Source organism: Paenibacillus sp. FSL R7-0198, assembly GCF_038000415.1.
In the GTDB taxonomy this organism is placed as follows: Bacteria; Bacillota; Bacilli; order Paenibacillales; family Paenibacillaceae; genus Paenibacillus.
In genome coordinates, this window is record NZ_JBBOCB010000001.1 from 2,165,349 (window position 1) to 2,190,255 (window position 24,907).

At 47.5% G+C, this 24,907-nt stretch carries 18 protein-coding genes and 1 other annotated feature; all 18 genes read right to left on the bottom strand.

Annotated features, from left to right (window positions below; all coding sequences use genetic code 11):
• Positions 1 to 20: 20 nt before the first annotated feature.
• Entirely contained in the window at positions 21 to 1,397 is a 1,377-nt protein-coding gene (locus MKY87_RS09320; protein ID WP_124117791.1) for a bifunctional folylpolyglutamate synthase/dihydrofolate synthase, read from the bottom strand.
• Between the two features lie 78 nt (positions 1,398 to 1,475).
• On the bottom strand, positions 1,476 to 4,142 hold the full coding sequence (locus MKY87_RS09325) for a valine--tRNA ligase (RefSeq protein ID WP_340913339.1): 2,667 nt from the start codon (positions 4,140 to 4,142) through the stop codon (positions 1,476 to 1,478).
• 61 nt (positions 4,143 to 4,203) lie between these two features.
• Positions 4,204 to 4,485: a binding site (T-box leader), on the bottom strand.
• Positions 4,486 to 4,640: 155 nt separating this feature from the next.
• A complete protein-coding gene (locus MKY87_RS09330; RefSeq protein WP_340964102.1) occupies positions 4,641 to 6,224 on the bottom strand; it encodes a LysM peptidoglycan-binding domain-containing protein in 1,584 nt (527 codons plus the stop codon).
• A 373-nt stretch (positions 6,225 to 6,597) separates the two neighbouring features.
• Complete coding sequence (locus tag MKY87_RS09335; protein ID WP_340964105.1) at positions 6,598 to 7,497, bottom strand: RluA family pseudouridine synthase; 900 nt, start codon at positions 7,495 to 7,497, stop codon at positions 6,598 to 6,600.
• Complete coding sequence (gene hemL / locus MKY87_RS09340; protein ID WP_047841187.1) at positions 7,494 to 8,798, bottom strand: glutamate-1-semialdehyde 2,1-aminomutase; 1,305 nt, start codon at positions 8,796 to 8,798, stop codon at positions 7,494 to 7,496. The genes MKY87_RS09335 and hemL overlap by 4 nt, the downstream gene beginning before the upstream one ends.
• 26 nt (positions 8,799 to 8,824) lie before the next feature.
• A complete protein-coding gene (gene hemB / locus MKY87_RS09345; protein WP_340964107.1) occupies positions 8,825 to 9,826 on the bottom strand; it encodes a porphobilinogen synthase in 1,002 nt (333 codons plus the stop codon).
• Between the two features lie 102 nt (positions 9,827 to 9,928).
• The gene (gene cobA / locus MKY87_RS09350) at positions 9,929 to 11,491 is read right to left on the bottom strand and encodes a uroporphyrinogen-III C-methyltransferase (RefSeq protein WP_340964110.1); all 1,563 of its coding nucleotides are present in this window, start codon (positions 11,489 to 11,491) and stop codon (positions 9,929 to 9,931) included.
• A gap of 4 nt (positions 11,492 to 11,495) precedes the next feature.
• Positions 11,496 to 12,452, bottom strand: a complete 957-nt coding sequence (gene hemC / locus MKY87_RS09355) for a hydroxymethylbilane synthase (protein ID WP_091037577.1) — start codon at positions 12,450 to 12,452, stop codon at positions 11,496 to 11,498.
• A 2-nt stretch (positions 12,453 to 12,454) separates the two neighbouring features.
• The gene (locus MKY87_RS09360) at positions 12,455 to 13,105 is read right to left on the bottom strand and encodes a precorrin-2 dehydrogenase/sirohydrochlorin ferrochelatase family protein (protein ID WP_340964111.1); all 651 of its coding nucleotides are present in this window, start codon (positions 13,103 to 13,105) and stop codon (positions 12,455 to 12,457) included.
• Positions 13,106 to 13,110: 5 nt separating this feature from the next.
• Positions 13,111 to 13,938: a cytochrome c biogenesis protein CcsA gene (gene ccsA / locus MKY87_RS09365; RefSeq protein WP_445259491.1), complete on the bottom strand. Its 828-nt coding sequence runs from the start codon at positions 13,936 to 13,938 to the stop codon at positions 13,111 to 13,113.
• 14 nt (positions 13,939 to 13,952) lie between these two features.
• Positions 13,953 to 15,338 (bottom strand): glutamyl-tRNA reductase, encoded by a 1,386-nt coding sequence (gene hemA / locus MKY87_RS09370; protein WP_340964113.1) that lies wholly within the window; start codon positions 15,336 to 15,338, stop codon positions 13,953 to 13,955.
• Between the two features lie 341 nt (positions 15,339 to 15,679).
• Positions 15,680 to 16,081 carry an adenosylmethionine decarboxylase gene (gene speD, locus MKY87_RS09375; protein WP_338588370.1) on the bottom strand — a complete coding sequence of 134 codons (402 nt, stop codon included), beginning with the start codon at positions 16,079 to 16,081 and terminating at the stop codon, positions 15,680 to 15,682.
• Positions 16,082 to 16,415: 334 nt separating this feature from the next.
• Entirely contained in the window at positions 16,416 to 17,003 is a 588-nt protein-coding gene (locus MKY87_RS09380) for a hypothetical protein (protein WP_036605891.1), read from the bottom strand.
• A gap of 267 nt (positions 17,004 to 17,270) precedes the next feature.
• On the bottom strand, positions 17,271 to 17,927 hold the full coding sequence (gene yihA, locus MKY87_RS09385; RefSeq protein WP_124117707.1) for a ribosome biogenesis GTP-binding protein YihA/YsxC: 657 nt from the start codon (positions 17,925 to 17,927) through the stop codon (positions 17,271 to 17,273).
• 156 nt (positions 17,928 to 18,083) lie between these two features.
• Positions 18,084 to 20,423: an endopeptidase La gene (gene lon, locus MKY87_RS09390; RefSeq protein WP_338588371.1), complete on the bottom strand. Its 2,340-nt coding sequence runs from the start codon at positions 20,421 to 20,423 to the stop codon at positions 18,084 to 18,086.
• Positions 20,424 to 20,509: 86 nt separating this feature from the next.
• Entirely contained in the window at positions 20,510 to 22,264 is a 1,755-nt protein-coding gene (gene lonB, locus MKY87_RS09395) for an ATP-dependent protease LonB (protein ID WP_133387115.1), read from the bottom strand.
• Between the two features lie 167 nt (positions 22,265 to 22,431).
• On the bottom strand, positions 22,432 to 23,529 hold the full coding sequence (gene ispG, locus MKY87_RS09400; protein WP_076216934.1) for a flavodoxin-dependent (E)-4-hydroxy-3-methylbut-2-enyl-diphosphate synthase: 1,098 nt from the start codon (positions 23,527 to 23,529) through the stop codon (positions 22,432 to 22,434).
• A 121-nt stretch (positions 23,530 to 23,650) separates the two neighbouring features.
• Entirely contained in the window at positions 23,651 to 24,904 is a 1,254-nt protein-coding gene (clpX, locus tag MKY87_RS09405) for an ATP-dependent protease ATP-binding subunit ClpX (protein WP_036605887.1), read from the bottom strand.
• Positions 24,905 to 24,907: the final 3 nt, after the last annotated feature.

Genomic DNA, 24,907 nt, shown 5'->3' on the forward strand with positions numbered 1-24,907 from the left:
CGATGTATTTAACAAAACTTTCACCAACCTTTTTCAGAATCGGTTTGATGCAAAAGGGCTGCCCGCACATCCGCAATCAGGTACAGTGTGCCGGAGACCACCCCCAGATCTTCCGCTTCCGTCCGTGACTTCAATAGATCAAGTGCCTTTGCCCATTCGGGCTCGACGATGATTTCCAGTTCCTGCTTCGCAATGGCGGGACGTACCCGTTCGACAATCTGCAGCAATTCGGCTGCATCCATTTTGCGTCGGAAATCTGGCTCGGTCAGGATCAGCGTATCCACTAGTGGCAGTATATGCTGCAAATACGCTTCGTGATGCTTATTTGCCAACATACCCATCATCAAAATTAACTTGTTGTGAGGATAGACATCCGTAATGCTCTTGGCCAGTGATTCTGCCCCTTCCGGATTATGTGCTCCATCGAGCACAATTCGGGGTTCATCGACGACTTTTTCGAATCTTCCTGCCCAGAAAGCATTCTCCAGTCCAAGTGCAATATCGTTGTCATCCAGCATAAATGCCATGTATTGTCTAAGCAATTCAAGCACCATAAGTGCGGCCGCTGCATTGTCACATTGATGTGAGCCCTGCATGCGTATGCGAACGTCCAGATCACGAAACGGGCCTGTAAAATGAAAAGATTGTCCGTTCTCATTGCTGTCCAGTCTATGATAAGAGAATTGATCTCCAGCCAAATACACGCTTGATTGAAGCTGCTGTGCTTTCTCCTGAATCACCTTCACAGCTTCGGGTTGAGTCGCGCAAGTCACAACGGGTACTCCCGGCTTGATTATACCTGCTTTTTCCCCAGCAATCTGCTCAATCGTATCTCCAAGCACATCCGTGTGATCCATACCAATGTTGGTGATGACGGACACAACAGGTGCGACAATATTCGTTACGTCCATCCTTCCCCCTAGCCCCGTCTCCCATACCACAACGTCAGGGTAACACTCCTCTGCATAGTACAGAAGCGCCAGAGCCGTGGAAACCTCAAACATCGTGGGTGATCCAAGCGGAGTGGAGGCCATTTCCATGACCAGTGGATGTAATCGGTTCGAGAGCTTAAGCAGGATTTCTTCAGGAATATCCTCACCGTTGTATTGAAAACGGTTTGTAAACTTGGTGATATACGGCGACGTAAAGGTACCTACATCATATCCAGCCTGAAGAAGCACTGACGTCAAAAAAGCGCAAGTCGAACCTTTGCCGTTCGTTCCCGCGACATGAATAAATTTGAGACGTTGGTGTGGATTGCCTAACATGGACATCAGACTCTCGATTCGTTCCAATCCAGGTCGGATGCCAAAAGGAATAAGGCCATTGATCCAGTCCACGGCCTCGTTATACGTAAGTAAAGGAGCTGCTGCATCTGTCCCGTCTAATTCCGTCATCTGATTCACCTTCGGTCCCGAGTTTGAGTGAAAAAAGCGGCCGGATGGCATAATGGCTCTCCATCCGACCCAAATATATTAACCTTTAAGTTCCTTGATTCTTGCAATCACTTTATCCCGTTTATCGGAATAATCTGCTTGCTTGGCGCGCTCTTCCTCAATAACTTTGGCAGGAGCTTTGGCTACAAAGCCTTCGTTCGCCAGCTTTTTCTCTACACGGAGAACTTCGCCCTCAAGATTCTGCAACTCTTTCTCCAAACGAGCCACTTCCTGCTCAATATCAATAAGACCTGCGAGCGGCAAGTATAGTTCTGCCCCCGTAATGATCGCAGTCATCGCCTTATCCGGTGAGCTTAGATCCAGCCCACTATCGAACTCGGACGTATTACAGAAACGTTTGATGTAGTGACTGTTACGCTCAATGATGCTGGACGTCTCAGCACTATTTGCTTTGACCATCAACTCAATCTTTTTGCTCATCGGCACGTTCACTTCTGCACGAATGTTTCGAACTGCACGAATGGTATCCATGAGCAGGTTCATCTCGGCAACAGCCTCTGGGTTCTCAAGAGCAGGATCATATACCGGCCATGATGCCAGCGTAATGGTCTCACCTTCATGCGGCAGATGCTGCCAGATCTCTTCGGAGATGTATGGCATAAACGGATGAATCAGGCGCATGGTCTGATCCAGCACATAAGCAAGCACGGATTGTGTTTTCTTCTTGGCAACCGGATCTTCCCCATAGAAGGACAGCTTAGCAAACTCGATGTACCAGTCACACAGGTCATCCCAGATAAAGTTATACAACACACGACCCGTTTCCCCAAATTCATACGCTTCGATTAGACGCGTAATATCGCGGGAAGTTTCGTTCAGACGGTGCAAAATCCAATAATCCGCTGTACCAAGCTCTCCACTGATGTCACGTTCCTCATAGGTGAATCCTTCCAGATTCATCAATGCAAAGCGCGAAGCATTCCAGATCTTGTTGGCAAAATTACGAGCCTGCTCTACCCGTTCCCAACGGAAACGGAGATCCTGACCTGGCGTGCTGCTGGTTGAGATCATGTAACGCATTGCATCTGCGCCATATTTCTCAATCACATCCAGCGGATCTACGCCGTTGCCCAGTGATTTGGACATTTTGCGTCCATCTGCATCACGAACAAGACCATGCATCAGCACATCCTTGAACGGAATCTCATCCGTGAATTCCAGTGCAGTGAAAATCATACGTGCAACCCAGAAATATATGATGTCATACCCTGTCACAAGTACACTTGTTGGATAATAACGTTTCAGGTCTTCCGTATCTTCCGGCCAGCCTAGTGTGGAGAATGGCCATAAGCCGGAGCTAAACCAAGTATCGAGTACGTCTTCATCCTGTCTGAGCTTGCGTCCAGCATACTCTGGCAGCGTTGTTGGATCTTCAGCAGATACGATGATTTCACCCGTTTCTTCATCATACCAGGCGGGAATACGATGTCCCCACCACAGTTGACGGGAAATACACCAGTCACGAACGTTTTCGATCCAATTCAGATAGGTTTTCTCAAAACGATCTGGAACAAAATTAACTCCTTCGCCGCTCTGTTGTTTCTTAATCGCTCTCTCTGCAAGTGGCTTCATCTCAACGAACCACTGTGTAGACAGATACGGCTCAACAACAGCTCCGGTACGCTCACTGTGTCCAACCTGATGCGTGTGATCCTCGATATTGATCAATACGCCCTGCTCTTTCAAGTCAGCAACAATCTGCTTGCGGCAGTCACTACGATCCAGTCCCTGATACTTGCCAGCCTCAGCATTCATTGTGCCGCTCTCATCCATTACCGTAATTTGAGGCAGATCATGACGAAGACCTACTTCAAAGTCATTTGGATCATGCGCAGGCGTGATTTTAACAGCACCACTTCCGAACTCTTTATCCACATAATCATCAGCGATAATTGGAATTTCGCGTCCAATGATAGGCAGTACAAGTACTTTACCAATCATATCTGCATAACGCTCATCCTTCGGATGAACAGCAACCGCTGTATCACCCAGCATCGTTTCAGGACGCGTTGTTGCCACTGTAACGTAGCCACTTCCGTCTTTGAGCGGGTAACGCAGATGGTACAAGTGACCCTGTACCTCTTTATATTCAACCTCAATGTCGGACAGAGCTGTCCGGTTCACCGGATCCCAGTTGATGATGCGTTTGCCTCGGTAAATAAGGCCTTTTTCATACAGCTGAACAAATACTTTGCGAACCGCTTGGGACAGACCTTCATCCAGCGTAAAACGTTCACGTGAGTAATCAAGCGACAATCCCATTTTGCCCCATTGCTGACGAATGGTAGTGGCATATTGGTCTTTCCAGTCCCATACTTTCTCCAGAAACTTCTCGCGTCCCAGATCATAACGAGTCAGACCTTCTTCACGCAGCTTCTGCTCCACTTTGGTTTGGGTAGCAATACCTGCATGGTCGGAACCCGGAAGCCACAGTGCATCATAACCTTGCATCCGTTTGGTGCGGATCAGAATATCCTGCAGTGTAAAATCGAGCGCATGCCCGATGTGCAGCATCCCGGTCACATTTGGGGGTGGAATTACAATCGTATACGGCTCGGCATCTTTACGTTGACCGGCTTTGAAATATCCACGTTCCATCCAGGTGGAGTACCATTTATCCTCTGCCGCCTTAGGATCGTAAGTGGTCGGCATTTCTGTTGCAGCTGATTTTTTTTCCTCAGACATGTGTCATTCCTCCGTTACTTCATCATCTTCGCCAAAAAAAACAAAAAAAACCTTTCATCCATCAAAGGACGAAAGGTTAGCTTTCGCGGTACCACCTTTGTTTCACGCCTACAGCAAGATAGACTTCACCCTCTGTACATGACGTGACACTTCAAGCAGATAACGGCTGCTACCGGCCCATCCTACCTCAGAAATAAATGACGATAGATCTCATTCATCCCTTGTATTCAAACAGGCAACTCCCGGGCGACTTCGATCAGTTGGTTCCTGCGGAATCTCACAGCGCTGCAATTCCACTCTCTGAAAGGTCATACTGTCTACTACTCCCGTTCCACGTTGTTCTTCAAAAAACCTACACACATCATACCTTGCTCGTGCGCGATAGTCAACCTGACAACAGCGGATAAAGAGCGCTGGAATGCAGGTTTAGGACGAATCATGCAAAAACCCGCAATCCTCAAGGGGATCACGGGTCGTAACGAAGGCTTTAACTACGGATTAAGGGATGTACAATATCTGACCTTCTTCCACAACCTGCTCAGATAATCGGTTATACAACTGAAGTTCCCTCGTGCTCAATTGATATCGATCTGCAATGGCATCCAGTGTATCTTCTCGCTGAACGATGCACAGTTTCACCTTGCGGAATGGGGTCTGGTCCACGATCGTTCCCAGGAACAGGTTCTTCCATTCCACATCATCAGCTGGATACGTTTCTTCCTGTACCACACCCGCAGGAACTTCATCGCCTCGCTCCACTTCAGCATCGCGTGCCGCTCTGCCCGAGGATAACAAGGAAGAGATACCTACGCCCTCTTCTTGCCGTGGTGCGGATTCCTTTTTGCTGCCAAAAGCAACCTTCAGCTCCGGCTTGTCTTCCGTCTCAGCCACAGGTTCAGGAACAAATGCTTCGTTCTGCACGAACTCGTCTACCCCAGTCGCTTCAAAAGACGGTCGGTCTTCCTCAGCATTGTCTGGTTCGGACGAAGCAAATACACCTTGCCAGTTCTCCGCCTGTGATTCGACCGGGACATCGGCAACAGCCTGATTCTCCTGCTGAGGTACAGATCTCGCTGATTCGAAGTGCCATACCTCTGGTTCGTCCGGTACATCCGGTGCTGCCAACTCATTAGATGATTGAGCTGCAGGCTCTGAGACTGCTTGATCTCCACCTCTCAAGTTCGCAGGCAATGCATTCACGGAAGGCTCGGACCAACCCGAAGACTCATCTTCCAGAGGCAGCAATGGTTCTGACTCAGGGTAAGAAGCTAATCGATCTGCGGTCTCAGCCATAAATGACGAGATCGGAGAAGGTTCGCTGTATTGCTCATGAGATGCCAATTCATCTCCATTCGCTGTCAGAGATGCGGGATCTTCGTTTGCATCAGGTTGTCTGTTTTCGTTAGTGTACTCCGCATTTAGCTCCTCAGATTGAAGTGGCTCGGCCGATGACGAATCCGCATATTCTTGCTGCCATTCTTCGCTATTCCTTAATGTCTCTTCCCTTGTGGACAGGTCAGCGAATTCCGGAGCACCATATGCAAGTTCTGCTGCATTCGCAAGTCTCTCTTCCTCACTCCGCTGGAGCAGGTACTCTTGTGCAAATGTGTTGGGGTCGCTGCCTGTCTGTGCTGCTTCATCGGAACGGTTGGATTGCTGAGCATCAGGTGAATGAACAACTGTAAACTCATCTGCTGACCACACTTGTGGCTCTTCAACAGGAAAGCCCTCGATGCCTCGCAACGACAACACGCCTGTAATGTTCAGACTGCGATTGGATAACAGATCCACGTCAAAATTTTCGATCTCGATGGAAATATCCTCAATCGATCTGACCCGATTCAGCGGCACCGTGATCTCCACAGGAATGAAATGTTTGAGCTCCTCTGAAACCTCATTTTCTCCTCTGTACGCACCTGTAAGTAAAAGATGTCCTCTTAATGTGGCATGATCATCCTGCCCTATGACTTGAATGCGCGGGTATAGTTCAATCTCCTCCAATTCTTCAATCGCAGGGACTCCCTCAGACAAATGAACGCGCTCATAAATATCGAACCGCAAACCATAAGGTTGATTCAACAAAGGTGGCGTCCTCCTTTCGGCATATGTTCACCATGATCCTTCTCATGGGACTGATCCATGGTCCAAATCCTTCGTTACCCATCTATATGCCTTGAATGAGATGAGCATGCCACCTTTTGAAAAACCTTGTTATATATGTTCAACTCATGGATATTTACACTGTCACTCCAATGACAGAACAACCTTCCGATCACTGTTTCCCCCAGATTTTTTTGATTCCCTTCTTCAAAGGGAAAATCTAGGGATAGCTTATGCTTCCGAAGCAGCTTTCTTTCAGAAAGCTTTTAGGCGAACGCTCCGCTTCTTCACGTTATTTCTGTCCTTTCCGTTTTCGTGTAAATAGTTAGTCGAACTTAAATAGTGTATTAATAAATTAACTCTCTCGCTCTGCCAATTGTGTGAAATCGGATGGCCAAGGATCATTCACTTCAATCATGGCTCCAGTTAACGGGTGGCTAAACTTCAGCACCTCTCCATGAAGCGCCTGCCGACCAATGGCATCCGCTCTACCTCCATACAACGCATCACCAATAAGCGGGTGTCCCGCGTAACTTAGGTGTACACGAATTTGGTGTGTTCGTCCTGTATCCAGCTTTAATCGTACAAGGGTTGCTCGTTCCCATACTTCGGCGATCTCCACATGAGTAACAGCTTCCTGTCCACCTTCGGAGACACGTCTACGCTGTTTATGATGCCTATCCTTGCCAATTGGAGCATCAATTTTGCGGAGTTCAAGGGGGATTTGTCCACCTGCAATAGCTACATAATGGCGGCCAATTTCTTTGCGACGCATCGCTTCATCCAGTTTGGCGAGGGCAAATGTATTTTTGGCATACAGGACAGGTCCAGTTGTATCCTCATCCAGTCGATGAACATGGCGTACGCTCGCCTGTATTCCGTTCATTTCATAATAAGAGGCAACCACATGATCCAGCGTGATGGCCTGATCAGCACGGCTTCCATCCGGATGCAGTTTCATGCCTGCCGGTTTGTGCATAACCAGACAGAAATCATCCTCATACAATACATCCACATCAGCCCAGCGTGGCTCAACATCGATTGGCTGGGACGCAAAAAGGGCCAGCCGAAGCCGGTCCCCTGCAAGTTGTATTCCTCGGTTTGCTTTAAGCTGACGGAGCAGTTTCTCCGGAAACTGAAGCTCAGACAATAGCCATTGCTCTGCAGCCATCGGTTTGTCCGAACTGCCTGTTACGGCTTTCCCTGGCATCAGCTCAAGCCATTCCCCGCGGCGTTTCCAACTTTTAATAGTCATAGCGATTGAAGAGCTTTACGATTCGCCTCGATCGTATCGTCAATATCCTGCTCTGTGTGCACACCAGAGACAAACATGCCTTCGTATTGCGAAGGCGCAACACTCACACCTTGATCAATCATGGCCGCAAAATAACGACGGAATTGATCCAGATTGCTTTCTTTGGCAATATCATAATTGGTTACTGGAACGGCACTAAAGAATGGACAAACCATGGAACCCACACGGTTAATGGTTATTGCAATACCCGTCTCAGCTGCATTTTTCTCGAATCCGGCTTGCAAACGTGCAGACAGTGTCTCCAGACGGTCATAGACCTCTGGTGTTAACAATTTGAGCGTCGTATATCCTGCTGCCATAGCCAGCGGATTCCCGCTAAGTGTACCCGCCTGATAGATCGGTCCCGTAGGGGCAATCTGTTCCATCAGATCCCGGCGACCACCATAAGCACCAACCGGGAGTCCGCCACCGATCACTTTACCCAGACAAGTCAGGTCAGGTGTAACCCCATACCGTCCCTGAGCACAGTTCAATCCTACGCGGAAACCGGTCATGACTTCGTCAAAAATAAGCAGGCTGCCATATTGCGTTGTCAAACTGCGCAAGCCTTCAAGGAATCCGGAAGCCGGAGGTACAACCCCCATGTTACCCGCCACAGGTTCCACAATAACAGCGGCCAGTTCTTCACCATAACGTTCAAAAGCAAGCTTCACGGACTCCAGATCGTTATAAGGTACCGTAATTGTATTCACAGCTACGCCTTCAGGCACGCCTGGACTATCTGGCAACCCCAGCGTTGCAACACCTGAACCCGCCTTGATCAGCAAACTGTCCGCATGTCCATGATATGATCCTTCAAACTTCAGAATTTTACTGCGTCCGGTTACCCCGCGTGCCAGTCGAATGGCACTCATCGTTGCTTCCGTACCGGAATTAACCATCCGCACGATATCGATGGAAGGTACACGTTCACAGACCAGTTTTGCCATCTCGGTCTCCAGCAAGGTAGGTGCACCAAAGCTTGTTCCTTTAAGGGCTGTCTCACGCAAAGCCTCAACAACGTCAGGGTGTGCATGTCCCATGATGAGTGGACCCCACGATCCCACATAGTCAATAAAAACATTGCCATCAATATCGTAGATTTTGGACCCTTCGCCGCGCTCAGCATAGATCGGAGTAAGTCCCACCGATTTGAATGCGCGCACAGGGCTGTTCACCCCCCCGGGTATGTACTGCTTCGCTTCCTCAAACGCGCTGCGTGAGCGCTCATCATTGCGACGATTACCTTGTTGTGCAGTCATGTGTATCCTCCCTAATAACGATTATTTTATTTCTCAGCCAACCAGCGTGAAGCGTCTTTTCCGTAGTAGGTAATGATCATATCTGCCCCTGCGCGTTTCATGCTGAGCAGGATTTCCATGGCGACTTTTTTCTCATCGATCCAACCTTGAATCGCCGCTGCCTTCACCATGGCATACTCGCCACTAACGTTATAAGCGACAAGGGGAAGATCAAATTGATCCTTAATCGTGCGCATAACATCCAGATAGGAAAGGGATGGTTTTACCATCAACATGTCCGCTCCTTCCAGCACATCCGTTTCGGCTTCCCGCAAAGCTTCACGTGCATTGGCCGGGTCCATCTGATACGACTTGCGGTCTCCGAATTGGGGTGTGGAATCCGCAGCTTCACGGAATGGACCATAGAATGCCGACGCGTATTTTACAGAGTAGGACATGATCGGAATATGACTGAATCCATTCTCGTCCAGCCCGGCACGGATCGCTTGTACAAATCCATCCATCATGTTGGATGGTGCAATAATGTCCGCTCCTGCTTTGGCTTGGGACACTGCCGTTTGCACGAGCAGATCAAGGGATTCGTCATTTAACACATCTCCGCAGATGTGACCGTCAGTCTCCACGGTGTGTACCATACCGCAGTGACCATGATCCGTGAATTCGCATAGACAAGTATCTGCAACAACCAGCAGTTCTGGGTACCAGGATTTGATCAATCTTGTCGCTTCCTGCACAATGCCATCTTCAGCAAAGCCAGATGAACCAACACTATCCTTAGTCTCCGGAATACCAAACAATAACACCGCTGGAATTCCCAGCTCAGCAATTTCTGTTACTTCTTCCTGAAGACGATCCAGCGAGAAGCGGAATACCCCAGGCATGGATTTGATTTCGGATTTTACATTTTCTCCATACGTTACATAGATCGGTTGAATAAAGTCGTCCACGGTTAAATGGGTTTCTCTAACCATATTGCGAATACCTGTGGATTGGCGTAAACGGCGATGCCGTACAATTGGAAAACTCATACGTGTAAAACCTCCTTGAAAGTTAAATAGAGCAAAAAGGGAAGCGCGCTGGTATCCTATCGAATTCAGCACGCTTCATATATTGACATGATTACATGTGTATTAATTTCGAAGAGCGCCTTCTTTGGTGCCTGTCCGTTTCCAGTCGCATAGCACGGTGATCAAGCTATCCATCGTTGCTTCCTCTGCCATCAGTGTAACCTTTAGTCCAGCGGCTTCTGCCGTCTTTGCTGTAACAGGTCCGATACACGCAACCTCCACATCTTTCAATAAAGGCAGAGGATCTTGCAACCCCATACGTTTCAACATACTCATGAAGTTGGTAACCGTCGATGAACTTGTAAAGGTCACCGCATGAATTCCACCTTCTTCGAGTAGCTTAAGCAGTTCATCATCATCCTCACCAGCGAGGATCGTATCGTAGGTGATGGCTTCGGTGACCTGAAGTCCTCGTTCTCTCAACTGATCACGTAACCATGTACGTGCCAGATCCCCGTGCGGAAGCAGTACTTTCTGACCTTCCTTCAATTCACTTTCAAAAGCCTCAAGCATGCCTTCGGCCTGGAAAGGACCTTTGACAACCTCTGCAACGATGCCATGTTTGCGCAAAGCATCTGCTGTGGAAGGTCCTACGGCAGCAATTCTCGCTTGATGAATCGAGCGAATATCCTTGCCTTCCTGTTCCAGATGGCGGAAGAAAAACTCCACGCCGTTCACACTTGTGAAAAACACCCAGTCATAGGTATTTAAAGCACTGAAGGCGTCTTTGACACTTTGCTTGGCAGATTCACTGGACGGCATGACAGTCTCAATAACCGGAAACTCATACGGTTCCCCGCCGAGTTCCTCAATGCGATTCACCAGTTCACTCGCCTGACTGCGAGCACGGGTTACCAGAATTCGTTTGCCAAACAGCGGCAGCGCTTCTGCCCATTTCAATTGTTCCCTTTGATTGACGACATCCCCCACCACAATAACAGCTGGTGGTTGGAAATTGGCTGCGATCACTTTCGCTTCTATATCTTCAAGGGTACCTGTAAGGGTATCCTGTTCCGCTCGTGTTCCCCAACGAATCAGAGCTACCGGTGTTTGCGCTGGACGACCATGACGAATCAATTGTTCGCTGATATATCCAATTTTGGCAACCCCCATCATAAATACCAGTGTACCCGTTGCATTCGTCACTTTATCCCAATGGATACTGCGATCAAGCTTGTCCGGACTCTCGTGCCCCGTAATTATAGAGATGGAAGATGCATAGTCACGGTGAGTCACAGGAATTCCGGCATACGCAGGTACACTTATCGCAGCGGTTACCCCAGGCACAATCTCAAACGGAATCCCGTTTTTGTACAGCAAACCTGCCTCTTCGCCCACGCGTCCAAAGATCGTTGGATCGCCACCCTTAAGCCGAACCACAACCTTGCCTTCAAGAGCCAGATCAACCAACAGTTGATTGATCTCTTCCTGTTTCATCGTATGCCGATCCGGGCGCTTGCCCACGTAAATCTTGACTGCGCCGGGTTTCATTTGTTTCAACAATCTCGGACTTGCCAAACGATCATAGACTACAGCATCGGCTTTACCGATGGATTCCCACCCTTTTACCGTAATCAGCTTTGCATCCCCAGGACCTGCTCCTACCAAAAAGACCTTTCCCACCATGTCTTCATCCCCTAACTTCTGCCAGTATCTGCTCTGCTCCCCGTTCAATCAATCTCCAAGCCACTTCTTCACCCAGACGAACCGGGTCTTTGCCGATCAGAGCTTCCTTAAGAATCAGTCCACCATCCGGCGTGCCGACCATACCTGTTAATTGTAACGTGTTTTCACCATTCAGGGAATCCGCATCTTCCTGAGGCAGCCATACCGCATGAGCACCAATTGGAACCTGACAGCCCCCATTCAATACACTGAGAAAACGGCGTTCCGCCTGTACAGGAAATGCTGTCTCCGGATCGTTATACAGCTGCAGCAAGTGCAACAGTTCCTCATCGTCTTCACGACATTCGATACCAAGCGCGCCTTGACCCACTGCCGGAAGGCAAGCTGTTTCCGTCAGGTACTCTGTGATCCGGTCTTCCCAGCCCATACGGTACAATCCTGCAGCTGCCAGAATAATCGCATCGAATCCTTCGGTCTCCAGTTTCCGCAGACGGGAATCAATATTGCCGCGAATCGATTCCAATTGCAAATCCGGACGATAGGCCTTTAGTTGACTCGACCGGCGCAGACTGCTTGTTCCGACTCTAGCTCCTTCTGGCAGTTGATCCAGAGTAAGTCCACCATTGGAGATCAGCGCATCCCGTGGATCTGCACGACGGGGTATAGCACCATTGATTAATCCTTCGGGTAACTCGGAGGGCATATCCTTCATGCTATGCACAGCCATATCAATCGTACGATCAAGCATCGCCTGTTCAATCTCTTTGACAAACAAACCTTTGCCTCCGACTTTTGACAACGTTACATCCAGAATGAGATCTCCCTTGGTAACAATCTTATGTACTTCAAAGTCAAAAGCTAATCCTTCCCGCTCACAAATATCACGTAAATCCTGAATGACATGGCCTGTTTGGGTTAGCGCAAGCGCGCTCTGTCTACTTCCAACTTTAATTGTACGCATATCTACACTTCCTCCTGATTACGGGATATCCAGTCCCCGATTTCTTCTTCGGTCCACCACCGAAAATGGCCTGTACGAATATCTTCTAATATGTGCATTTCAGTTAATTGCCGAAGCAACGCACTTCTGAGACTTGAAGATGATACGCGTGACTTCACCTCGGTCCTCATCTGGTGCAAAAACTCAAGGTACGTCTCATACTCATCACCGAATTGTCGTTCGAGTGTGGCACGTATCTCCGCAGCTGCTGCCGGTCCTGCTCCTGCTGTGGATATCGCTATGCTTAATCTCCCACGCCTTACCACGCTTGGCGTAATAAAGCTGCTGTGCTCCGAAGACATTGCGTTATTCACCAATATGCCCGCAGCCTCAGCATCCCGAACCACAGTTGAATTGACCTCTGAATGGTCAGTCGCTGCATATACGAGAAAGGCCCCCCGCAAATCTCCATTGCGGTAGGACCGGTCTATCCATTGAATTCGGAATTCATGATGCAGTTGTTTTAATACGGGGGTAAGCTCCGGACTAATGACCGTAATCTGTGCCTCGGCATACAGTAATCCCTTAATTTTACGTTCGGCAACACGTCCACCACCAACCACGCAGCACTTCTTGCCTGAAGTATTCACAAATATCGGCGTGTAACGGTCCATCCCCTTCACTCTCCCGTCCAACGATGAAACGCTGAATACGCATTGGATAAAAAACTTATAATGACAAATCCGTACCCAATCAGTGTCCATCTTGCCATGATAATTGTAGAGAACTGTTTCCTTCTCTTAGATACGAAGTACCCCACATAGATGGCTATAGCAAGACCTGTCGCAATAACTTTGAGATCCAAGAGTAGAATCCAGCGTCTTTCCGCCACAATGGATAATACGGCAAGCATCACAGAAACGCCAAGGAGCGGTGTACCTATGAAATTAGCACCATCCATGTATTTGCCGATCACTTCCAGGCTTGGCAGCCGTCGCATCGTATCATTCCACTTTTTTTTCTTCAACTTACGGTGCAGGAACAGATATAACATGGCAAATACCGTAGCAACGGTTAACGCCGCAAAACCAAGATTCGCCAAGGTAATATGCATGATAAGTAATCCATGTACCGTTTGCCAGTTATGCAGTGATATCTCTCCGGCCGTAAACCACAGTCGGTTTAATACCGTAACGGAAAAACCTACAACATTCAGCAACAATATCACAAATTCAGAACGCTGGATGCGAGTCATGACAAGAGACATCAGCACAATACTGAATGAAAATATAAACAAAAAATCAAAGGTAGTATAGATAGGGAAATGGCCTTCAGTCCACATGCGCAATATGACATGTGTTACCTGCAATCCCCAAACAACGACAAGAAACCCTGTGCCTGTCCGCTTCGCCCCCGCATTGCGTCGAATGCAGTCCGAGAAATAGAACAGTAGGCTCAGGGCATACATATAGATTAGAGCTTCATAGACTTGTTCAGCAAGGGTCAAGCTGCCCACCCGCCTTATACGCCTGCCGGAGCATAAGCCGGCACGGGGTCTTGCCGGTTTTCGTTAAGGTGAGTAGCTGGTTTCGCCAGAGCTGTGGCATCACTCTGACTCACTTTTTCAGCGGCCACCTCTACTGCATCTTCCAGAGCGAAAATCTGAGTAAACATGCGCAGAGCTTCATCACCTTGCTTCGTGCCTGCCATTTCCTTAATCCGATTAATCGGATCTGTCGTCATTTGGTTCACAATACTCTTGGTCAAACGACGAATGACTTTACGTTGATGTTCATCGAGCTCAGGCAGTTTATTAAACAGGCTATCCATCGTTTCTTCATGAATGGAGACACCTTTTTCCTGCAAAGCGCGAATAACGGGACGAACACCCAACGTTTTGAGCCAATGGTAATAATCCTCCATCTCAAGCTCGATCATTCTCTCAATCTTGGCAGCTTCCACCTTACGCATCTCCAGGTTGCTCTCCACGATTCCTTCCAGATCATCAATGTCATAGAGAAATACGTTGGATAATTCACCAATCGCCGGATCAATATCCCGTGGAACCGCAATATCAATCAGGAACAATGGACGAGATTGACGACGCTTCATGCTCTCCCGTACCACTGCTGCATCCATGACATAACGTTCAGCTCCAGTGGAACTAATCACAATATCAACTTCATTAAGTCGATCTAATGCCTGTTCCATGGTACAAGGTGTGCCCCGGAACTTGGCTGCCAATTCTTCAGCTCTTGCAAGCGTACGATTCGCCACGATAACCTCGGATGCCCCGTTGGCGTAGAGATGTTTCACGGTAAGTTCACTCATCTTGCCGGCACCCAAAATGAGCACCTTCTTGTCTGTGAACATGCCAAAAATCCTCTTACCGAGTTCAACAGCAGCATAACTGACAGATACGGCGCTTTCCCCAATGGAAGTCTCCGAATGTGCCCGTTTGCCCAATGTAACTGCCTGCTTAAATAACTTATTAAACCAGGTACCTGTTGATTTCTCTTCCTGCGCTTTAAGAAAAGCCTGTTTCACCTGTCCAAGAATCTGAGTCTCACCAATGACCATGGAATCTAGTCCGCAGATGACGCGGAACAAATGGCGCATGGCTTGATCATCTTCATATATATATAAGTGTTGCGTAAATTCTTCCCGTGGTACATTAAACCATTGTTCCATGAATGTTCGAATAAAATAACCACACATGTGAAGACGGTCCACCACAACATACAACTCGGTACGGTTACATGTGGCTACGATTACACCTTCCAATACACTCTTGGTCAGCTTGAGCTGCTGCAGCGCTTCAGACAAGTCCTTTTCTGCAAATGTGAATCGTTCCCTAACCTCTACAGGCGCCGTGCGATAATTCAAACCAACGACAACGATGTGCATTGCAAGTTCACCTGCCTAATAAATTTCCAATCAAAGTGCTTACTGCATATGTCTATCCATTTATGATTGACATGGTTAATTATATCACACATCATAGCCGTGACCGGGTCATTTTTATGAAATGTTTATGAAATCACCATGTTCATCATCATATGCACTGTCATTTATTGTAGTGTCTCACCAAAGTTCACCGTTATGCGTTAAAAAGTGTCGATTATGAATTTTCATAACGATACGCATATTAAAACAAATAGCCATGGAATTATTCCATGACTATTAGAGTTTGGGAGGTTATGTGTCCATCCCGATATGTGAACATTGTATATGCAATATACTTTTATTTAAACCCGTTCAGTCTGGTTGTTCATGTCTGGTGTTTCAACTTGCAATTCGCCCAATCCACGTACCAACTTCTTTGCATACGTTTTTTCAGGCTTTAATACGGATACCAGGTAGTCAATAGCAAGCTGTGGATCTACAGTCTCCCCACAAGTGTAACAATCAATCGCAGCAAAACCTCTCTCAGGATACGTATGAATGGAGAGATGGCTCTCAGACAATAGTACAAGTACGGTCGCTCCCTGTGGATCAAACTGCTTGGACTGCACGGACATCACTGTCGCGCCACATGCCTCCGCTGCTTCAACCATTTGGGATTCCAGATACTCTGCATTGTTCAGTAGATTAAAGTCGACACCCCATGTATCAACAGCAACGTGTCTTCCGAAAGTTGAATATTCCATCCTTCGGTTCCCCCTTCCTAGGAATAAAATGTTTGAAAAATTTCATCCGCTAGGACCTACGTCATTCACTTCCCGAGGGAAAAATCTCTCGCAACATATAATGTCCTGAGTGAATCCTGGTTCCTATATTGTTTTCAACGAGATTAAAAATAACATTGAATCAGAGTGAAATCAACCCTTTTCCAGAAGATTGTAAAATAAATATTTTCAATTCGGAATATTCCATCTCACATTAAAAAATCCCCTGAAACCTCCACATTGGCGAGTGCCACTGCCCGGAAGATACAAGGGAATTCATTACATTCATATACGTTTATAAACATACAATTTTAAGTTAATAGGCTTCAAGCTCAAACAACCGTTTTTGATGTCGAGCAAGGGTCTCATCAATCTGATGGAGCTGATCAGCAGTCGCATCTTTTCTAGTGTCCAGCAGTGAATCGATCTCGGCATACACACGGTTGATTTCGCGTTCTACATCTCTGGCCTGGAATAGATGTTGCAATTCAAGCAACGTATTTTTGTATTCATAGATCACTCGGGTGTTCTCCCCGGTTTTCTCCACAATTTTACGGACAGTGCCTTGAGCATAAACATACGTCATGGTGAACCCTTTATAGATCCGATGAACGACCCCGTCACCTTTGAAAGTCACAAAGAGCTTCCGCACAACGTTGGTCAAATGCAGATTCACCAGGCGGCAAGATAACTCACAGATATAAAACCCTTCTATGCGGTCAAAAGGGAAATGCACTTCTTCTCCACTTACATCCCCCAGCACAACCTCCTGACAACCATTGTCCAACACCTTAACCCGATGATGAAGCCTGCCGTCTTCTGTCATGCGCAAAAACTGATGCATCTGGGGTTCTGACAATTTCATAGTGGCCTTAACATACTCTGTGGCTAACCGCTGAGCCATACAAATCCCTCAATTCTTTCCCGATTGTTTTGTCTTCCTGCACATGTAGCAGTCATCTCAAAATTCTTCAGGCCGGCAAGGCCGGTATTTTTGGTACTGTTGGCAATATGCACCTATGCTCATTATACACTACCCTAACGCTATTTTTCTCCAGACCCAGATGATGAATTCTCACGAAATCCCATAAAAAACCGGATTAATCTGGATCTCATCAAAGATTCACTTAGCATGCTCACTTTCCTGCACTAAAACGGTATACTATCTCGGTTATCCGTTAATTTCGTTGGTTTCTTCCTCATCAGAAGCACCCTCTGCTTCCAGCACTGGTGCATACTTATCTATGCGGGCATGGCGGGTAATGATGTCCCATAACTCTTCTTTCCCCAATCCCTCTTCGGATGAAAACGGCACAAACAAATCCCCTGAACGAAGACCCAGTGATTCTTTAATGACTTTGATATGTTTGGCTCTGCGTGTTTTTGGAATCTTGTCCATCTTGGTTGCAACGACAACCAAAGGCAATCCGTTATGACGAAGCCATTCATTCATCATCTTGTCATCCTTGGATGGCTCATGTCTCATATCCACCATCTGCATAACCAGTTTCAACTCTTCGCGTCCGAGCAAGTATTTCTCCATCATTTTGCCCCAGGCAAAGCGTTGCTCCTTGGAAACTTTAGCGTAGCCATATCCCGGGAAATCGACGAAGTAGAGATCCTGATTAATTTTATAATAGTTAAGTTGCTGTGTCTTACCCGGTGTTGAGCTCGTCCGAGCCAGATTTTTACGATTGATCAAACGGTTGATCAGGGAAGATTTTCCCACATTGGAGCGTCCCGCCAAAGCAATCTCTGGCAGACCGTCCTCGGGGTATTGTTCAGGCCGAACGGCACTGATAATAAATTCAGATTGATTTACTTTCATATTGTATCTTTCCTCTCTTGAACGCCTGTGCTATGCATCACCTGTTGAAGGTATTATGCCATGGATTGTTCTATCATACCAAAAAAACCGTTCCAGCGGACGCCGAAGCCTCCGCAGAACGGTCTACTCTTCATACGAACCTTTCGGATACGTGGATTACAGGTGAATTCCTGCCTGCTCAACAAGTGCATGCTGCAATACCTGATCCATATGGGCTACAGGGACAAACTCCACATCTTCCTTGATGCTGTCTGGAATGTCACGCAGGTCCCGTTCGTTATCCTTAGGCAATAATATTTTTTTATAGCCGGCACGATGGGCTGCCAGTGATTTCTCTTTCAGACCACCAATCGGAAGCACACGTCCACGCAGTGTTATTTCACCAGTCATCGCGATATCCTTGGACACATGTTTGTTCGTCAAGGCTGAGATTAACGCTGTTGCCATCGTAATCCCGGCAGATGGACCATCCTTCGGAATTGCTCCTTCCGGAACGTGGATATGAATATCGTTCTTCTCATGGAAGTCAGGCGATATCCCAAGCTGTGTAGCTTTGGAACGGGTGTAACTGAATGCGGCTTGTGCCGATTCCTTCATGACATCCCCCAGTTTACCTGTGAGAGTCAATTTACCTGTTCCAGGCACAACTGTCACTTCAATGACAAGGGTATCTCCACCCACTTCAGTCCACGCCAGACCCGTTACAGTACCAATCTGATCTTCCAGTTCGGCCATACCATAACGGAACTTGCCAGGTCCAAGGTAGTCTTTGATCTCATCTGATGAGATGTTAATCTGACCTTCCACACCAGATACGATATTTTTGGCAGCTTTCCGGCACAACGAAGCCATCTGCTGTTCCAGATTACGCACACCGGACTCCCGTGTATATTCACGAATTACACGCAACAACGCGTCATCCGGAATTTCCAATTGCTCTTCTTCCAGACCATGGTCCTGCTTCTGTTTGGGCAACAAATAGTTTTTCGCAATTTGCAGCTTCTCCAGCTCCGTGTAACCAGGGATGTTGAGCATTTCCATCCGATCCAGCAATGGACGCGGAATATTGTGCACCGTGTTGGCAGTTGTTATAAACATAACGTTGGATAAGTCAAACGGCAATTCTACAAAGTGATCACTAAACGTATTATTCTGTTCCGGATCAAGGACTTCAAGTAACGCTGCAGAAGGATCTCCGCGGAAGTCTGAAGCCATCTTATCAATCTCGTCCAGCAGGAATACCGGATTCAGTGAACCTGCCGTTTTCATCCCCTGGATGATACGCCCAGGCATGGCGCCTACATAAGTGCGTCGGTGACCACGAATCTCAGCTTCATCACGTACGCCGCCAAGAGATATTCTTACAAACTCCCGACCCAGTGATCTGGCGATCGAACGGGCAAGTGATGTCTTACCGACCCCTGGAGGTCCAACCAGACAGAGAATTGGCCCTTTGAGCTTCTTGACGAGCTTCTGGACAGCCAGATATTCAAGCACACGCTCTTTGGGTTTTTCCAATCCGTAATGATCTGCATTGAGCACATCTTCGGCTTTTTGAATATCCAGATCATCCGCTGTCATCTGACTCCAAGGAAGGCCAAGCAGCCAATCCACGTAGTTGCGAATGACTCCGCCCTCGGCTGAACTCGCAGGCATTTTCTCCAGTCGATCAATTTCTTTCTCGACCTTTTCTTTCACCTTGTCCGGCAAGCCGAGTTCTTCCATCTGAGTGCGAAGTTCCTCGACCTCACCCGCACGGCCTTCTTTTTCACCCAGTTCTTTCTGGATCGCTTTCATTTGCTCGCGCAAATAATATTCCTTCTGCGTTTTCTCCATCTGTTTCTTCACACGTTGGCTGATCTTGCGTTCAAGCTCCAGCACTTCGCGCTCATTATTCAGGATATCCAGCAATTTCTCCAGACGTTCCCGAACGTCGATGGTCTCCAGAATTTCCTGTTTATCCTTGATCTTCAAGGACAGGTGACTCGTGATGACATCGGCCAGACGCCCTGGTTCTTCGATGTCAGACACCGCTGCGAGTGTCTCTGGTGTCACTTTTTTGGACAGATTAATATAATTCTCGAACTGGTTCAGAACGGTACGCATCAAGGCATCCGTCTCCGGATGGGTGTTCTCCTCTTCAGGCAGCTCTTTAGCCAGTACTTCATAATATTCCTCGTTGTCCGTATATTCAATAATTTCAGCCCGTTCCAAGCCTTCCACGAGTACACGAATCGTACCGTTCGGAAGCTTCAGCATCTGTCTGACCTTGGCCACGGTTCCGATTCTGAAAATGTCCTCTTGTGTTGGTTCTTCAATATTTACTTCGGCTTGGGAACATAGGAGAATCAGATGTTCTTCTACCATCGCTTTTTCTAAAGCCTTGACCGATTTCTCCCGGCCCACATCGAGATGCAGTACCATACTCGGGTAGACGAGAAGTCCTCTTAAAGGCAGTAAAGGAAAACGACGACCTTTCGCTTTGCTCGGTCCCATCGCTTTCGCACCTCCAATGGCTCTCAGGTTGTAGTCATTCATTATTCTATCAAATGTTCACATAAAAAACCAATGAAGGGAAGCGCTTAGCAGCTTCCCGAATCTGTAACCTGTCCTGGACGAGGCACGTCCGCACGCAAATAGGAAGCGGATGCCGGTGGAAAAATCTCCGGTGCAGGTGCAACTGTCTCCTCTGCAAGCTTCGTTTGTTCCATCTGTTGTGATTCCGGAACCCAGGCGAACACTTCACGGAATACGTCCTGTACCGTATCTACCGGGATAACACGCAAGCCATCCAGATTCTCGAAAATGGACTGCCAGTTCTCCGCAGGAATAATAACGGTCTTCGCTCCTGCCTGAAAGGCAGCCTCCACCTTGGCCAGCACGCCACCAATAGGCTTAACCCGACCATGAATACTGATCTCGCCAGTCATCGCTGTCTCATGATCCACAGGGCGTCCCTGAATGGCTGATGTAATGGCAGTCGCCATCGCAATCCCGGCGGATGGACCATCAATAGGCGTCCCACCTGGGAAATTCACGTGTAAATCGTAATCATTCGGACGAATACCCATGGCTTTTAATACGGTTAACACATTTTCAACCGAGCCTTTGGCCATACTTTTTCGCCGGAGTGTACGCGAACCGCCTCCAATCTCTTCTTCATCCACAACGCCTGTAATGTTGATTCGGCCTTGATCTTTAAGAGCCGGAACAGCAGACACTTCGATCTCCAAAATGGTTCCCATATTCGGTCCGTATACCGCCAAGCCGTTAACAAACCCCACCTGCGGCTGTGTAGGGACCTTCCGATCAGGCCGTGGCTGAATCTGGCTGCTACCCGCCACCCACTCCACATCAGACGCCTGAAGCGTCTCACGCTTCTCTGTCAGCGCAAGTCCAGCAGCAAGCTGGATGATATTGACCGCTTCACGTCCATTGGTTGCATATCGCTTGACCACATCAACGGCATCCGGACATGGACTGAACCCTATTTTCTGAACAGCATCCTCTGCAATTCGCCCAATCTCCTCAGGCAACAAAGGACGGAAATAAACTTCCATGCAGCGGGAACGCAAAGCAGGTGGCAATTCATGCGGCGAACGTGTCGTTGCTCCAACAAGGCGGAAATCGGCCGGCAGGCCATTTTGAAAAATATCGTGGATATAAGCAGGAGTATGCGTGTCTTCCGAGTTATAGTACGCACTCTCCAAAAACACCTTGCGATCCTCCAACACTTTCAACAGCTTATTCATCTGTATCGAATGTAATTCACCAATTTCATCTATAAAAAGCATTCCCCCATGCGCTTTCGTCACAGCGCCCGGTTTTGGTTGGGGAATACCAGCAACGCCCATAGCTCCTGCTCCCTGATATATCGGATCATGAACCGAACCAATTAAGGGGTCCGCAATACCGCGCTCATCAAAACGGGCTGTTGTTGCATCCAGCTCCGTGAATTTGGCGTCTGGCTTGAATGGAGAAGATGGATTCTTCTTGGCCTCTTCCAACACGACCCTTGCGGCAGCTGTCTTCCCGACTCCGGGAGGGCCATAAATGATAACATGTTGCGGATTCGCACTGCATAATGCAGCTTTAAGGGCACGTAGCCCGTCTTTTTGCCCAACAATATCGTTAATGGTAGCTGGACGCGTCTTCTCCGACAGCGGCTTGGTGAGTGAGATCGAACGCAGCTTGCGCAGCTTCTCCAGTTCCTTGCGAGATTCACGCTCAACGGCACTGCGGTTTGTTTTCTGACCACGCAGCAGGTTCCAGAAATACAAACCAATCACCACTCCAAAAAATAACTGAATCAACATGATGACCATACCAAATTCCATGTCTTCACATCCTCCTATTTTGTCGCTATTCTCATATGAGATCATGCTAATACTTGGTAGTATAGCCTTTTCAACGCGACGTAAACGGGCGATGCGGAATTTGTATGCGAGAAAATAAAAAGCCCGCCATCGCTGGCGAGCTTTTGCTGTAACAAGATATGAATCAATCAGTGCGAACGACCAGGAATAACACCTGTCTCTTCGTAGGCTTCGACGATTTTGTCGATCTCTTTTTTTAATTCCTCAACCATGATTTCTTCAGGCACTTTACGGATCATCTTGCCGTGACGGAACAAGAGACCTTCTCCACGAGCACCGGCAATCCCGATATCCGCTTCTTTAGCCTCACCTGGACCATTAACCGCACAACCCAACACCGATACTTTAATCGGCACCTTCAGTTTGGAGATATACTCTTCCACTTCGTTGGCAATGGAGAACAGGTCGATATCCAAACGTCCACACGTTGGGCAGGAGATCAATGTGGCTGCATTTGTAATGAGTCCAAATGTTTTGAGCAGATCACGAGCAACCTTGATTTCTTCTACCGGGTCCGCACTCAGTGAGATCCGCATCGTTGAACCAATACCCATCGACAACAAGGCTCCCATACCTGCGGAGCTTTTGATCGTACCCGAGAACAGTGTACCCGCTTCGGTAATTCCGAGATGCAACGGATACGGAATGATTTGAGCTGCTTTGGTATACGCCTCAATCGCCATCGGCACATCCGATGCTTTGAGAGATACGATAATATCATGGAAATCAAGCTCTTCCAAAATACCAATGTGATACAATGCACTTTCTACCATAGCATCTGCCGTAGGATATCCATACTTCTCAAGGAGATGGTTTTCCAAAGAACCCGCATTTACTCCAATCCGAATCGGAATGCCGCGGTCTTTACAAGCCTTAACCACTTCTTCCACTTTTGCACGTTTACCGATGTTACCTGGATTAATCCGAACTTTATCGATGCCGTTCTCAATCGCAAGTAAAGCCAGCTTATAGTTGAAATGAATGTCCGCTACGAGCGGTATATGAATGCGTTTTTTAATTTCCTTGATGGCTGCGGCAGCTTCCTCATTATTCACCGTTACACGTACCACTTGACAGCCCGCTTCTTCCAGTCGCAGAATCTCTGCAACCGTTGCTTCAACGTCTGCCGTTTTGGTTGTACACATACTTTGGATAATGACTTCGTTACTGCCACCGATCGTTACGTTTCCCACTTTCACGGGACGTGTATCCTGTCTTAAATACATGAGTGATTTCTCTCCCCACAACGTCAAAGCTCCACCCTGACAGAGACATGAATTCGCCTTCTGCCAAAGTGGAGAACTGACAAGTCTATATTTCAGAGTTCAACGGGATTCAGGCCTTTTATTAGGCGCTCTCTTCCTGCTTATCGTCCTTTGATTGGCTTAGTTCAGGCACGACTCTTTTCTCAACAACTTCTTCGGTAATGACACAGTTCGTAACATCTTCACGTGAAGGCACTTCATACATGATTTCCAGCATGATACCTTCAATGATGGCACGTAATCCACGTGCACCTGTGTTACGTTTAATTGCTTCTTTTGCAATCGCGAGCAATGCAGCTGGTTCAAAGACCAGATTCACATTGTCCAGCTCAAGCAGTTTTTGGTACTGTTTGGTAAGCGCGTTTTTTGGTTCGGAAAGAATCCGTACCAGCGTATCTTCATCCAACGGCTCCAAAGTGGAAATGACTGGTAGACGGCCTACAAACTCCGGAATCAAACCAAATTTCAGCAAATCTTCCGGCAATACCATACCCAGGTATTCACCTGGTTTCAGATCTTTTTGCTCAGAAACGGTATTAAAGCCAATGACTTTTTTACCGATCCGGCGTTTGATCATTTGCTCCAGACCATCAAAGGCACCGCCGCAAATGAACAGGATGTTTGTTGTATCGATCTGAATGAATTCTTGATGAGGGTGTTTACGACCACCTTGTGGTGGTACAGAAGCCACAGTTCCTTCAAGAATTTTCAAGAGAGCCTGTTGCACACCTTCGCCCGATACATCACGAGTAATGGATGGGTTTTCGGATTTACGCGCTACTTTATCAATCTCATCGATATAAATAATGCCACGCTCTGCTTTTTCCACATCATAATCAGCAGCTTGAATCAGTTTGAGCAGGATGTTCTCTACATCCTCACCTACATAACCCGCTTCTGTTAATGACGTAGCATCCGCAATAGCAAAAGGAACATTCAAAATTTTCGCCATCGTTTGCGCAAGCAACGTTTTACCAGAACCTGTTGGTCCTAACAGCAAAATGTTACTCTTTGACAATTCAACGTCTTCAATTTTGCTTTGTGTGTTGATCCGTTTGTAGTGATTATACACGGCAACAGACAATGATTTTTTCGCTTGTTCCTGTCCAATAACATATTGATCCAGAATATTACGAATTTCTTTTGGTTTCGGAATATCTTTCAGGTCTACTTCTTCATCATGACCAAGTTCTTCCTCAACGATTTCGGTGCAAAGTTCGATACATTCATCACAAATGTACACGCCTGGTCCAGCGACCAACTTGCGTACCTGCTCCTGAGATTTACCGCAAAAAGAGCATTTCAATTGCCCTTTCTCATCGTTAAATTTAAACATGAA

What these genes read in the sequence shown, in the direction of transcription:
- MKY87_RS09320 (WP_124117791.1), bottom strand. Translation starts at nt 1,397, where the DNA reads ATGACGGAATTAGACGGGACAGATGCAGCAGCTCCTTTACTTACGTAT.
- MKY87_RS09325 (WP_340913339.1), bottom strand. Translation starts at nt 4,142, where the DNA reads ATGTCTGAGGAAAAAAAATCAGCTGCAACAGAAATGCCGACCACTTAC.
- MKY87_RS09335 (WP_340964105.1), bottom strand. Translation starts at nt 7,497, where the DNA reads ATGACTATTAAAAGTTGGAAACGCCGCGGGGAATGGCTTGAGCTGATG.
- hemL (WP_047841187.1), bottom strand. Translation starts at nt 8,798, where the DNA reads ATGACTGCACAACAAGGTAATCGTCGCAATGATGAGCGCTCACGCAGC.
- hemB (WP_340964107.1), bottom strand. Translation starts at nt 9,826, where the DNA reads ATGAGTTTTCCAATTGTACGGCATCGCCGTTTACGCCAATCCACAGGT.
- cobA (WP_340964110.1), bottom strand. Translation starts at nt 11,491, where the DNA reads ATGGTGGGAAAGGTCTTTTTGGTAGGAGCAGGTCCTGGGGATGCAAAG.
- hemC (WP_091037577.1), bottom strand. Translation starts at nt 12,452, where the DNA reads ATGCGTACAATTAAAGTTGGAAGTAGACAGAGCGCGCTTGCGCTAACC.
- MKY87_RS09360 (WP_340964111.1), bottom strand. Translation starts at nt 13,105, where the DNA reads ATGGACCGTTACACGCCGATATTTGTGAATACTTCAGGCAAGAAGTGC.
- hemA (WP_340964113.1), bottom strand. Translation starts at nt 15,338, where the DNA reads ATGCACATCGTTGTCGTTGGTTTGAATTATCGCACGGCGCCTGTAGAG.
- speD (WP_338588370.1), bottom strand. Translation starts at nt 16,081, where the DNA reads ATGGAATATTCAACTTTCGGAAGACACGTTGCTGTTGATACATGGGGT.
- MKY87_RS09380 (WP_036605891.1), bottom strand. Translation starts at nt 17,003, where the DNA reads ATGGCTCAGCGGTTAGCCACAGAGTATGTTAAGGCCACTATGAAATTG.
- yihA (WP_124117707.1), bottom strand. Translation starts at nt 17,927, where the DNA reads ATGAAAGTAAATCAATCTGAATTTATTATCAGTGCCGTTCGGCCTGAA.
- lon (WP_338588371.1), bottom strand. Translation starts at nt 20,423, where the DNA reads ATGGGACCGAGCAAAGCGAAAGGTCGTCGTTTTCCTTTACTGCCTTTA.
- lonB (WP_133387115.1), bottom strand. Translation starts at nt 22,264, where the DNA reads ATGGAATTTGGTATGGTCATCATGTTGATTCAGTTATTTTTTGGAGTG.
- ispG (WP_076216934.1), bottom strand. Translation starts at nt 23,529, where the DNA reads ATGTATTTAAGACAGGATACACGTCCCGTGAAAGTGGGAAACGTAACG.
- clpX (WP_036605887.1), bottom strand. Translation starts at nt 24,904, where the DNA reads ATGTTTAAATTTAACGATGAGAAAGGGCAATTGAAATGCTCTTTTTGC.